At 61.0% G+C, this 12,352-nt stretch carries 12 protein-coding genes; 4 read left to right on the top strand and 8 right to left on the bottom strand.

Annotated elements, in window-relative coordinates:
• Positions 1–9 precede the first annotated feature (9 nt).
• Positions 10–1,443, top strand: a complete 1,434-nt coding sequence (locus AC09SL_RS21760) for a M48 family metalloprotease (protein ID WP_058543844.1) — start codon at positions 10–12, stop codon at positions 1,441–1,443.
• A gap of 62 nt (positions 1,444–1,505) precedes the next feature.
• On the opposite strand, the gene AC09SL_RS21755 is transcribed toward AC09SL_RS21760, so the two are convergent.
• From AC09SL_RS21755 to rpoE, 4 genes are all read right to left on the bottom strand, one after another.
• On the bottom strand, positions 1,506–2,936 hold the full coding sequence (locus AC09SL_RS21755) for a DegQ family serine endoprotease (RefSeq protein ID WP_058543845.1): 1,431 nt from the start codon (positions 2,934–2,936) through the stop codon (positions 1,506–1,508).
• Positions 2,937–3,171: 235 nt separating this feature from the next.
• Positions 3,172–4,119: a MucB/RseB C-terminal domain-containing protein gene (locus AC09SL_RS21750; RefSeq protein WP_058543846.1), complete on the bottom strand. Its 948-nt coding sequence runs from the start codon at positions 4,117–4,119 to the stop codon at positions 3,172–3,174.
• A gap of 12 nt (positions 4,120–4,131) precedes the next feature.
• Complete coding sequence (locus AC09SL_RS21745; protein WP_058543847.1) at positions 4,132–4,719, bottom strand: sigma-E factor negative regulatory protein; 588 nt, start codon at positions 4,717–4,719, stop codon at positions 4,132–4,134.
• A gap of 31 nt (positions 4,720–4,750) precedes the next feature.
• Positions 4,751–5,332, bottom strand: a complete 582-nt coding sequence (gene rpoE / locus AC09SL_RS21740; protein WP_003172477.1) for an RNA polymerase sigma factor RpoE/AlgU — start codon at positions 5,330–5,332, stop codon at positions 4,751–4,753.
• Positions 5,333–5,890: 558 nt separating this feature from the next.
• Here rpoE and nadB point away from each other — a divergent pair.
• On the top strand, positions 5,891–7,507 hold the full coding sequence (gene nadB, locus AC09SL_RS21735) for an L-aspartate oxidase (protein ID WP_058543848.1): 1,617 nt from the start codon (positions 5,891–5,893) through the stop codon (positions 7,505–7,507).
• Here nadB and AC09SL_RS21730 read toward each other — a convergent pair.
• Positions 7,476–7,928 (bottom strand): protein YgfX, encoded by a 453-nt coding sequence (locus AC09SL_RS21730; protein WP_058543849.1) that lies wholly within the window; start codon positions 7,926–7,928, stop codon positions 7,476–7,478. The two genes, nadB and AC09SL_RS21730, sit on opposite strands and share 32 nt — an antisense overlap.
• Positions 7,912–8,166 carry an FAD assembly factor SdhE gene (locus AC09SL_RS21725; protein WP_003184348.1) on the bottom strand — a complete coding sequence of 85 codons (255 nt, stop codon included), beginning with the start codon at positions 8,164–8,166 and terminating at the stop codon, positions 7,912–7,914. Before AC09SL_RS21725 ends, AC09SL_RS21730 begins: the two co-directional genes overlap by 17 nt.
• 149 nt (positions 8,167–8,315) lie before the next feature.
• Between AC09SL_RS21725 and ygfZ the strand changes: the two genes are divergently transcribed.
• Positions 8,316–9,257, top strand: a complete 942-nt coding sequence (gene ygfZ / locus AC09SL_RS21720; RefSeq protein ID WP_058543850.1) for a CAF17-like 4Fe-4S cluster assembly/insertion protein YgfZ — start codon at positions 8,316–8,318, stop codon at positions 9,255–9,257.
• Positions 9,258–9,292: 35 nt separating this feature from the next.
• Positions 9,293–10,114 carry an HDOD domain-containing protein gene (locus AC09SL_RS21715; RefSeq protein ID WP_058543851.1) on the top strand — a complete coding sequence of 274 codons (822 nt, stop codon included), beginning with the start codon at positions 9,293–9,295 and terminating at the stop codon, positions 10,112–10,114.
• 174 nt (positions 10,115–10,288) lie between these two features.
• Here AC09SL_RS21715 and AC09SL_RS21710 read toward each other — a convergent pair whose 3' ends face one another.
• Both AC09SL_RS21710 and AC09SL_RS21705 read right to left on the bottom strand, forming a co-directional pair.
• Positions 10,289–11,680: a sensor histidine kinase gene (locus AC09SL_RS21710; protein WP_058543852.1), complete on the bottom strand. Its 1,392-nt coding sequence runs from the start codon at positions 11,678–11,680 to the stop codon at positions 10,289–10,291.
• Complete coding sequence (locus AC09SL_RS21705) at positions 11,673–12,344, bottom strand: response regulator (RefSeq protein WP_003198779.1); 672 nt, start codon at positions 12,342–12,344, stop codon at positions 11,673–11,675. The genes AC09SL_RS21710 and AC09SL_RS21705 overlap by 8 nt, the downstream gene beginning before the upstream one ends.
• Between the last annotated feature and the right edge of the window lie 8 nt (positions 12,345–12,352).

Here is a 12,352-nt window from a genome sequence, read left to right as displayed (position 1 = left end):
GCCTCGTGCATGACATTTCTGCGCCCCACCCTGCTGACGCTTGCTTGCCTGCTTGCCTCACCGGGCTTCGCCGACGACTTGCCGTCACTTGGCGATGCCAGTTCTGCCATCGTCTCGCCAGAACAGGAGCACCAACTGGGCCGCGCCTGGCTGGCCCTGCTGCGCAGCCAGGTTTCACAGCTCAACGACCCGCAGCTCAAGGACTACGTCGAATCCAGCGTCTATAAACTGGTGGAAACCAGCCAGGTCAACGACCGGCGCCTGGAATTCATCCTGATCAACAGCCCGCAGCTCAACGCCTTCGCCGCACCTGGCGGAATCGTCGGGGTCAACGGCGGCCTGTTCCTCAACGCACAGACCGAAGGCGAATACGCCTCGGTCATGGCCCACGAACTGGCGCACTTGTCACAACGCCATTTCGCCCGCGGCGTCGAGGCCCAGCAACGCATGCAGGTGCCAATGATGGCCGCGCTGCTGGCCGGCATCGTGATCGCCGCCGCCGGTGGCGGTGACGCCGGGATCGCGGCCATCGCCGGGACCCAGGCCGCCGCTATCCAGGAACAACGGCGCTTTTCTCGCCAGAACGAACAGGAAGCCGACCGCATCGGCATTCAGAACCTGGAAAAGGCCGGCTACGATCCGCGGTCCATGCCGACCATGTTCGAACGTCTGATGCGCCAGTACCGGTTCGACGCCAAGCCCCCGGAATTCCTGCTGACTCACCCGGTGACCGAATCCCGGATCGCCGACACCCGCAACCGCGCCGAACAGGCCAAGCCGGGCGGCATCGAGGACAGTGTGCGCTATCAACTGATTCGAGCACGGGTGCAGTTGATCTATGAGCAAACCCCCGGCCTGGGCGCCAAGCGCTTCCGGGCACAGCTGGATGAGAACCCGAAGAACGACGTGGCACGCTATGGCCTGGCGATCGCGCAGATCAAGGGCGGCCAGTTGAATGAAGCACGGGAGAACCTCAAGGCGCTGCTGGCCAAATCGCCCAACGAGATCATCTACAACCTCGCCCAGGTGGACCTGGACATCACTAGCAACAAACTGGCCGACGCTCAATCGCGCGTCGACCGAATGCTGAGCCAATACCCGGGCAACTATCCGCTCAACCAGGTACGTGTCGATCTACTGCTCAAGCAGAACCGTCCCGCCGATGCCGAGAAGGCCCTGGAGAGCTTGCTCAAGACCCGTCCGGATGATCCGGACGTCTGGTACATGGTGGCCGAGACACGCGGGCTGTCAGGCAACATCATTGGCCTGCATCAGGCTCGTGCCGAGTACTTCGCACTGGTGGGCGACTACCGGCAAGCCATTCAACAATTGGACTTCGCCAAACGGCGCGCCGGCTCCAATTTCCCCCTGTCGTCACGCATCGATGCCCGGCAGCGGGAACTCATGGAGCAGGAACGCATGGTCAAGGACATGATGGGCTGAGCATTTGCCAGACAATAAAAAACCGCCTCTCTCGAGGCGGTTTTTTTTGAGCCGCTAACCGATCATTCGGCCAGCTTGAAGGTGATGAAGCTTGCACGCCCCTGGCGCAGGACCCGCATCGAGACCGAACGATTCTTCGGCAGCGCCTTGGCGATGTCGGTGAACTCCTTGGCCGAACCGATTGCCTGGTTGTTCAAGTGAGTGATGATGTCGCCTGGTTGCAGGCCGATCATGGCGGCAGGACCATCCTGCACTTCCTTGATCACCACCCCGCCCTGCAGCTCCAGGGTGCGCTTCTGCTCGTCGGTCAGCTCGACCACAGCCACACCCAGACGGTTGCTGCTGCGCTCCACGCCAGACTTGGGCAGCGAATCCAACTCCTTGCCCTCTTCAGGAATGGCGCCGACGGTCAATTCGACGTTCTTGCGCTTGCCTTCGCGAATCACCTCCAGATTGGCCTTGGCACCGGCCTTGAGGGCACCGACCAAATGCGGCAGGTCGGCAGACATGATGATCGGCTGACCATTCATGCTCAGGATCACGTCACCCACTTGCAGGCCGCCCTTGGCAGCCGGACCGCCTTCCTGGATCTGCGCCACCAGCGCACCGGCGGGTTTCTCCAGCCCGAACGACTCGGCCAGGTCCTTGTTCACTTCCTGGATGACCACGCCCAACCAGCCCCGGCTGACCTTGCCTTCGTTTTTCAGTTGATTGGACACGTCCATGGCAACGTCGATCGGAATCGCGAAGGACACCCCCATGAAGCCGCCCGAACGGGTATATATCTGGGAGTTGATGCCGACGACTTCACCCGCGAGGTTGAACAGCGGGCCACCGGAGTTACCCGGGTTGATCGGCACGTCGGTCTGGATGAACGGCACATAGTTTTCGTTCGGCAGGCTGCGACCGATGGCGCTGACAATACCCTGGGTCACGGTGTGGTCGAAGCCGAACGGCGAACCGATGGCCACGACCCATTGGCCGGCTTTCAGGTCCTGGGATTTGCCCAGCTTGAGCACGGGCAGATCCTTGCCTTCGATTTTCAACAGCGCCACGTCGGAACGTGGATCGGTGCCGACCAGCTTGGCCTTGAGCTCGCTGCGATCGGCCAGGCGTACCAGGATTTCGTCGGCATCGGCGATCACATGGTTATTGGTCAGGATGTAGCCGTCAGGCGAAATAATGAAACCTGAACCCAGGGATTGCGCTTCGCGCTGGCGACCACCGCCGGGCGAACGGGGTTGTTGCGGCATGCCGCGCTCGAAGAACTCACGCAGCATCGGCGGCAGGCCTTCCAGGTCCGGCATTTGCTGGTCCGATACGCGACGGTCCGGCAGTTTCTGGGTCGTGCTGATGTTCACCACGGCGGGCGAAGCCTGTTCGACCAATTGCGTAAAGTCGGGCAACTCGACCGCCACGGCAGGAACGGCCTGGCCGAGCACAAGCACGGTGGCAAGGATGGAAAGATAGGTTTTCAAGCGTGGTATCGACATACGGCTCCCGTTACGACGAGCATGGTTAAGCGATATGGAGCAAGGAATACCAGGAAAAGATACGCCGGTATTTTTGTTCCGGAAACAGACAAGGCCAGGGCCGAGCGGCTCTGACCTATAGAAAAAAAACTGAGTTTTGGCAAATGAAAATACTGACAGGAAGTGTCGGAATTTCGATCAAGCCCTGGCATTATCAGCCTCTCGCGCAATCGAACCACCCATCCAATCAAGCAGGCTATTGGGTCGCCGTGACGTCGGAGCGCATGGAAAGTGCGATCCGTTCCGCCGTACCGATAGGAATCTCACCGACCACCGTGACCATCATTTCGCCCTGGGGCGTCGTGAGCCTGCGGGAGACGGCAGCCGTCGGGCCGAGCTGAGTACGGGTATCGGTGGCGGTGGCGCCGTTCAACGGTTCCAGGAACACCGAGAAACGCGCCAAGCCATCGTCGTACATCAAGCTGCTGACTTGGACATGGGTGTCCGGATCCTTGCGCACAGCACTGCTGGTCAGCTCGAAGCCAGGCGGAAGCCAATCCGAGTGCCAGGCGGTTTTCACCGCGATGGCCTTGCCGGAATCCTGCGCGACAGCCTTGCATTCGGCGCTGGCTTGCAGATCGCCGTCTGTCGGCGCGGCGACATTCAAGCGGGTGAACTGGAAACGTTCGAGCAACTGGCCCTTGTCATTGAGCAACAGGGACTTGAGCGGCAGGCCGGTCTCTTTGTCCAGGTGCAGCTCGAAGCCATAGCGATGCTGGTCCTTGGGCGTCAACGCCACAATGACCGCTTGACGCCCGGCCACACGCGACTTGCCAATGACGGCCAGGTCATACCAATTCTTGAGTTTTTGCGGATCAAGCGTACGTGAGGTGCCGTCAGGCGTATTGCCCAGCCCCGCGATCAAGGAGCCACTGACGCATTGAGTATGCCCATCAATGCGCAGGACTTCCTGTGCCGAGCCGTCGAGTTGGAGTAACCGCTCGCGGACTTTTCCATCCTGGACGCGATGCCAGATGTTATGGGTAGAAAAACTACCGTTGCGCTCGTAAACGAAAGTGCCCTGGAAGCTCTGCTGCTGCTCGGCTTGACTCAGGCGATTCAACCAATCCTGAGCCTCATCGGCATGGGCTGGAATCGCACACCAGCCACCAAGCAGAAGCGTGAATAGAGGTATGGCGCGCAATGGTTTTCCTTATTAACGGTTTTCCAGGCTGGCTGCACGGGCGTAAGGCAGCGCGCTTTCAGTACCTTTCAGGGCAGCTTGCTGAGCATGCTGACGCAGGTAGTTTGGCAGACGCTGATCATGCCAGCCAGGTTGGCCTTGCAGAACACCGTTGACCATCGGGCCTGCGGTTTCCGAACCTTCGCTGTAACCGGCCAATACCGCTGGGCCCTTGACCTGTGGAGCCGTCAGACCTGGTTGGGTGGACTGCTGCGCCATTTGCACGCCGGCAATCTCATCCTGATTGTACAGGCGCACACCGGCCAGTACAGCCACGGTGACCGAAGCGGCTACCGCCAGGCGACCCAGGCTGCGCCATGGTCCGCGTGAAGCTTTAGCCGGTACGGCTTCGTCAGCCAATGCAGCAGAAACGGCCGCAGCGATGTCCAGGCGTGGAAGCAACAAGTCCTTGTGCATCACAGCCCGGGCGATCTGGTAACGAGCCCAGGTCTCACGGGTTTCAACATCGTCGAAGGCATTCAATACCCGACGTAACTCCAGTTCGTCCGCTTCGTTATCCATCACTGCGGACAGCGATTCCTGCAGGGCTTCACGACTCATGGCGTTCCTCTCTTGGCTGTCGCCGCTGTCTCTAGTTTTCCTGCAACAACGGTTGCAGGGCTTTATCAATGGCCTCCCGAGCGCGGAAAATCCGGGAGCGCACGGTGCCCACAGGACATTGCATGACGCTCGCAATGTCTTCGTAACTCAGACCGTCGAATTCACGTAAAGTTAAAGCCGTACGCAAATCTTCGGGCAATTGCTGGATGGTTCGATGGACAGTGCCTTCAATCTCATCCCGCAGCAACGCGCGTTCTGGTGACTCGAGATCCTTGAGGCCATGATCGCCATCATAGAACTCGGCATCTTCAGAACTTACATCGCTATCCGGCGGCCGGCGGCCGCGTGAAACCAGATAGTTTTTCGCCGTGTTGATGGCGATGCGGTAAAGCCACGTGTAAAACGCGCTGTCCCCGCGAAAATTACCAAGTGCGCGGTAGGCCTTGATGAAGGCTTCCTGAGCGACATCCTGCGCTTCATGGGTGTCGTGCACGAAACGCACGATCAACCCGAGAATTTTGTGCTGGTATTTCAGCACTAGCAGATCGAAAGCTCGCTTGTCGCCGCGTTGGACGCGCTCGACCAGCTGCTGATCCTCTTCCTGGGTTAGCATGAACACTCCTCGATAAGCTCGAAGGAGGCTTGCATTACTAATTGACCGGGCTTGCAACCATAGACTCGGGCTTTTCGCAAAAGTTCTCCCCCTTCCAAGCAAGTTTCCGGCGCGCTCTGATCTCGGCACGCACGAAAAACGCAGCAGGAGATTCCCCGGCTGCGCGAATAATCTGTCACCGGGCCTGACGGCAGAGACTCCAATCGAAATCTTGCACCAACCCGACGCTGCTCCCTTTTGCAGACAACCGTCTATTGAACGTAGGCGCTTGGCAAAAGTTCCCTCTATTTATTGCGTTGTACACTCAATATCAGCCAACCGTGACGAGATAAACAACGTTCGTCCTCGAAACGGTGGCCTTATCGACTTTGTACCAAAACCGGCGATCCGACGAAGCGTGTCGCTTTTCTGTCACGCTGGTTTCACATTGCCATGAATGCCCGGCTATTGTGCCGATCCCCCCCTCTATATACTAGTGGGCTGCGTGGCTGCCTGACCTGCTGAAGCGGTGTCTTGCGCCAACCCCGACCCGGGTCGCCTTGAGCGGAAACCATTCGAATGAGCCAACAATTTCAACACGATGTTCTGGTAATCGGCAGCGGAGCCGCTGGATTGAGCCTTGCACTGACCTTGCCTGGGCATTTGCGCATTGCAGTGCTGAGCAAGGGTGACCTGGCCAACGGTTCGACCTTCTGGGCCCAGGGCGGCGTCGCAGCCGTGCTGGACGATACCGACACCATTGAATCCCATGTCAACGACACCCTCAACGCCGGCGGTGGCCTTTGCAATCCACAAGCGGTGCGTTTCACCGTGGAACACAGCCGGGAAGCGATCCAGTGGCTGATCGACCAGGGCGTGCCGTTTACCCGTGACGAACAATCGGGTACCGAAGACGGCGGTTTCGAGTTCCACCTGACGCGCGAAGGCGGTCACAGCCATCGGCGCATTATCCACGCGGCCGACGCCACTGGCGCAGCGATCTTCAAGACCCTGCTCACCCAGGCGCGACAACGGCCAAACATCGAATTGCTGGAACAGCGCGTCGCGGTCGACCTGATCACCGAAAAACGCCTGGGCCTGGACGGTGATCGCTGCCTCGGTGCCTACGTGCTCAATCGCGGCACTGGCGAAGTCGACACCTACGGCGCGCGCTTCGTCATCCTGGCGTCTGGCGGCGCAGCGAAAGTCTACCTTTATACCAGCAACCCCGACGGTGCCTGCGGCGATGGCATCGCCATGGCCTGGCGTTCGGGTTGCCGGGTGGCGAACCTGGAGTTCAACCAGTTCCACCCGACCTGCCTCTATCACCCACTGGCCAAGAGCTTCCTGGTGACCGAAGCCCTGCGTGGCGAAGGGGCCCTCTTGAAGCTCCCCAACGGCGAACGCTTCATGCAGCGCTTCGATCCGCGCGCCGAACTGGCCCCGCGGGACATCGTCGCCCGGGCCATCGACCATGAAATGAAGCGCCTGGGTATCGATTGCGTTTACCTGGACATCAGCCACAAGCCCGAAGCGTTCATCAAGAGCCACTTCCCGACGGTGTACGAACGCTGCCTGGAGTTTTCCATCGACATCACCAAGCAACCGATCCCGGTGGTGCCAGCCGCGCACTACACCTGCGGTGGCGTGATGGTCGACCAACAGGGCCGCACCGACGTACCCGGGCTGTATGCCATTGGCGAAACCAGCTTCACCGGCCTGCACGGCGCCAACCGCATGGCCAGCAACTCGCTGCTGGAATGTTTCGTCTACGCCCGCTCGGCGGCGGCAGACATCCTGGCGCAATTGCCGCAGATCGCCATTCCTGCCGCCCTGCCCTCGTGGGACGCCAGCCAGGTCACCGACTCGGACGAAGATGTGATCATCGCCCACAACTGGGACGAACTGCGGCGATTCATGTGGGACTATGTGGGCATCGTGCGCACCAACAAGCGCCTGCAACGGGCCCAACATCGGGTGCGCTTGCTGCTGGATGAAATCGACGAGTTCTACAGCAACTATAAAGTCAGTCGCGACCTGATCGAGCTGCGCAACCTGGCCCAGGTGGCCGAACTGATGATTCGCTCGGCCATGGCGCGCAAGGAAAGCCGGGGGCTGCATTACACCTTGGACTACCCGGACCTGCTGCCCGAGGCACTGGACACTATCCTGGTGCCGCCCACCTACGCCGACTGAACCTGAGCCGCACCCGCAGGCGCCGATGAATATCCGGCGCCAGCGCGTCGCGCGGCACGCACAGCGAGCGGACCCGCCACTCACCCTGCAAGCGAAAACGCAGCACGATGATCATCGGCAGCGCCAAGCTATCGGGGCGCAGCTGCACAGCCCGCCACCCATCGGCCCGGCTCCAGAGTTGCCAGCCAGCGTCATTACGACGCAACCCGCAGAAAGCCCGACGATGGGTCAGCACTACATATCGGGGGATCACCCAGGCGCCATGGGCCAGGCACAATACAACGCCAAGCGCCACGACCCAGGAGGGGGCGGACAACAGGAACAATGCCCCCAGGGCAAACACCTGGGCCAGCAGATAGGCCGCCAGCAGTTGCCCGGAGGCCTGCCAGCGGCATTCGAAGCGATTACTTGGGCTGGACACGGTCCAGGATCATCCGGACCATGCGCTGCAGCTCAGGGTCTTCGGATTCGCTGCGCTCCATGAACCAGCCAAACATGTCCTGATCCTCGCATTCGAGCAGGCGGACATAGCACGCACGGTCGACTTCATTGAGATGGGGATAAACCTCTTTGACGAATGGCACCAGCAACACGTCCAGCTCAAGCATGCCGCGGCGGCTGTGCCAGTAGAGGCGATTCAGTTCTACATCTTCGACCATGGAGCGCTCCTCAAATAGAGCGCAAGTATACAGGCCCCGCTGCCGCGCAACAGACAGCTTTGGTCGGGCACCACCGATCCTTTGTGAACTACCCATTTCAAGGGCGTCCCCTTATGATGTCTGCCAGACTTTTTATCCTGCGATGACCCATGGCTGATTCCGCTTTTTTCTGCACCCTGTCCCACGAAGGCGTTCTCGCGGTCCGCGGCGTGGATGCCGGCAAATTCCTGCAAGGCCAATTGACCTGCAACCTCGACTACCTGAGCGACAGCCGGGCCAGCCTCGGCGCCCGCTGCACCCAGAAAGGCCGGATGCAATCGAGCTTCCGCATCCTGCTCCAAGGCGACGGCGTGTTGATGGCCATGGCCACCGAACTGCTCGAACCGCAACTGGCCGACCTGAAAAAATATGCCGTGTTCTCCAAATCCAAGCTCACCGACGAAAGCGCGGCCTGGGTTCGCTTCGGCCTGGAAAACGCCGACAAGGCGCTGGCCGGCCTGGGCCTCGAACTGCCGAGCGACACCGACAGCGTGGCACGCCATGACGCCTTGATCGCCATCCGCGTATCTCCCGGCCGCGCTGAACTGTGGGTCCCCGCCGAACAGTCACAGACATTGCAAGCCCGCCTGGGCGCAGAACTGACCGAGGCGGACCTCAACCCCTGGCTGCTGGGCCAGATTCGCGCCGGGATCGGCCAGGTCATGCCGGCCACCCGCGAACTGTTCATCCCACAGATGCTCAACCTGCAAGCCGTCGGCGGCGTCAGTTTCAAGAAAGGCTGCTACACCGGCCAGGAAATCGTCGCCCGCATGCAATACCTGGGCAAGCTCAAGCGACGCCTGTATCGCCTGCAGCTGGACGCCAGCGAACTGCCAGAACCCGGCACAGCGCTGTTCTCCCCCACTCACGGCAGTTCCATCGGCGAAGTGGTGATTGCCGCTCGATCCGAGCGATACATTGAACTGCTGGCGGTCTTGCAGGCCGAAGCAGCAGTAGAGGGCGACATTCACCTCGGCGCTTTGGAAGGCCCTGCGTTGCAGTTGCTTGACCTGCCTTACGAACTGGACCGCGACCGCGAAATCCAGCGTTGATCGCAGCATTTGTCGCAACACCCTAGAGAACCGAAATGAGCGATTTGGCGGATAAGGTCCAACGGGATTTGGTGCAGGCCATCGATAACGATGACTTGGTTCTGCCAACATTACCGGAAGTGGCCCTGCAGATTCGCCGGGCCGCCGAAGACCCGGAAATCAGCGTCAGCAACCTGAGCAAAGTGATCGGTCGCGACACGGCCCTCTCGGCACGCCTGATAAAAGTGGTCAACAGCCCGTTGTTGCGCGCCACCCAGGAAGTCACCGACTTGCACACGGCCATCACCCGACTGGGCGTCAACTACAGCAGCAACCTGGCCATCGGCCTGGTCATGGAGCAGATTTTCCACGCCCGCTCCGAGGTGGTGGAATTGAAGATGCGCGAAGTCTGGCGCAAGAGCCTGGAGATCGCCGGCGTCAGCTATGCACTGTGTCGCGGTTATACCCAACTCAAGCCCGACCAGGCCGCGCTGGGTGGGCTGGTGCACCAGATCGGCGTGCTGCCGATCCTGACCTATGCACAAGACAACAATGAACTGCTGTCGGACCCGGTCAGCCTCAACCATGTCATCGAAACGATTCACCCGGTGCTGGGGGACAAATTACTCAGTGTCTGGGAGTTTCCGGAGCGATTGGTGAAACTGCCAGGGCTGTATCTGGATTTCACCCGGGACTCCACGCAAATCGATTATGTCGACCTGGTGCAGGTCGCAGCGCTGTATTGCTACAAGGACACCGATCATCCCCTGAGCAAGATTGACGTGTTTGGGGTTCCGGCCTTCAAGAAACTGGGCATCGACCCGGAGAACAAGGCCCGGTGTGCGGATATCGAAGAAGCGCGGTCGATGTTCTATTAACAACCAATGAATTTGAGCCAGGCACTCAACCTGTGGCGAGGGGATTTATCCCCGCTGAGCTGCGAAGCAGCCCCCGGATTTATCTGTCACCGCGGTATCTCAGCCGAGTCGTAGGGGGCCGCTTCGCGACCCAGCGGGGATAAATCCCCTCGCCACAAAAGAGCCAGCTCTGGATCAGTCTGCGCCTGGGATAAAACTCACCCGCACCTTCAACCCGTGCTCCTGCCCGTCGTGCAAGGTGATCTGCGCCAAGTGCGCACGGCAGATTTCACCGACGATCGCCAATCCCAGCCCCGAACCGGCCACTTGCTGGTTGCGTCGATAGAAGCGCTCGAACACCCGGTCCCGTTCGTGCAGTGGAATGCCTGGGCCATCGTCCTCGACTTCCAGCACGGCCGGCGCAGAAACCCGCAGGATCACATTGCCGCCCGATGGGGTATGGGCCAGGGCGTTGTCCACCAGGTTGCTCAATAACTCGTTCAACAAGGTCGGCTCGCCCCGCAGCCATACCGGCTCGTCGGCTTCCAGGGCCAGTGCCACCCCCCGGGCATGGGCCAGTGGAGCCATGGCCATGCCCAGCTCACGGGCCAACTGAGTGAGATCAAGCAGTTGCGCACCGCCCTCGGCAATGGCCCGGGCGCCGTTTTCCACACGCGCCAAGGACAGCAGTTGGTTGGCCAGGTGGGTTAGCCGGTCAGTGCCCTGGGCCGCCGCTTCCAAGGTTTCACGCCAGGTCGCCGGTTCACTGGCACGCAAGCCCAGCTCAAGACGCGCCTTGAGCGCGGCCAAGGGCGTGCGCAGCTCATGGGCGGCATCGGCGATGAACTGCGCCTGACGCTCGAACTGCCCGCGCAGACGCTCGGTGAAATGGTTGAGGGCCCGCACCAGCGGCCATAATTCGTGCTGCACTTCCACCAGCGGCAACGGTCGCAGATCATCCGGCTGGCGTTCCTCCACCGCCGTGCGCAGGCGCTCCAACGGGCGCAATGCCGCGCTGACCGCAAACCACACCAACAACAGCGCGCCCACGGCCAGCATGCCCAGGCGCAACAGCGTGTCGGCCATCAACCCGCGGGCCATCCTGACCCGCGCCTCTTCAGTCTCCGCCACGCGTATTTCCGCCATGCCGTTCATGTTCGGCTCGCTCACGGCCTTGAGCAGGCTCACCACCCGCACGTCCTGGCCCTGATAGCGAGCGTTGTAAAAGCGCGCCAGGGCTGGGTAATCGTCCGTGCGGGGCGTCCCGGGCGGCGGGCCGGGGAGGTTTTCGTAGCCGGAAATCAGCTTCTTGTTGATGTCATTGACCTGGTAATAAATGCGTCCGGCGCTGTCGTAGGCGAAAGTGTCCAGGGCCACGTAGGGCACATCTGCGCTGAGGCTGCCGTCACGCGCCGAAAGGCCCGCGGCGATGGTCCGGGCCGAGGCCAGCAGGGTTCGATCGTAGGCAGTGTCGGCAGCCTCGCGACCATTCCAGTAGGCGCTCAAGCCGCTGGCGAGCATCAGTACCACCAGCAGCAATGCGAGGTTGCGAAGCAGCCGCCAGCGCAGGCTGTCGGGCTTATGCATTGCGATTTTCCAGCAGGTAGCCCAGGCCGCGGAACGTCACGATCGCCACCGCGTGACCATCGAGTTTCTTGCGCAAGCGATGGACATAGATTTCGATGGCGTCGGGGCTGGCCTCTTCGTCCAGGCCGAACACCTGGGCCGCCAGTTGCTCCTTGCTCATCACCCGCCCCGGCCGGGCGATCAACGCCTCCAGCACGGCTTGCTCACGGGACGTCAGGGTCAACAGTTCATCGTCAAGGGTGAAGCGGCGGGTATCCAGGTCATAGACCAGTCCGCCACAGCGCTGCTGGCGTTCGCCGCCCAGCACGCTACGGCGCAACAGTGCCTTGACCCGGGCCTCCAGTTCAGTGAGCTCGAATGGCTTGGCCAGGTAATCGTCGGCACCGAGGTTCAGGCCATGGACGCGGTCCTTGACGTCGCTGCGGGCGGTCAACATCAGTACCGGCAAAGTCTTGCCACGGGCCCGCAAACGCGCCAGCACCTCGAAACCGTCCATGCGCGGCAGCCCGACATCAAGCACCGCCACGGCGTATTCCTCGCTGCTCAAGGCCAGGTCGGCCGCGACACCGTCGTGCAGCACGTCCACAGTCAAACCCGTGCTCTTGAGCGCCTGGGCAACGCTTTCGGCGAGCTGCAAATGGTCTTCGACGAGCAGGACACGCATGGGTTATT

This window comes from Pseudomonas sp. PF05, from assembly GCF_056521845.1.
This window is presented reverse-complemented; position numbering and strand designations above follow the sequence as displayed.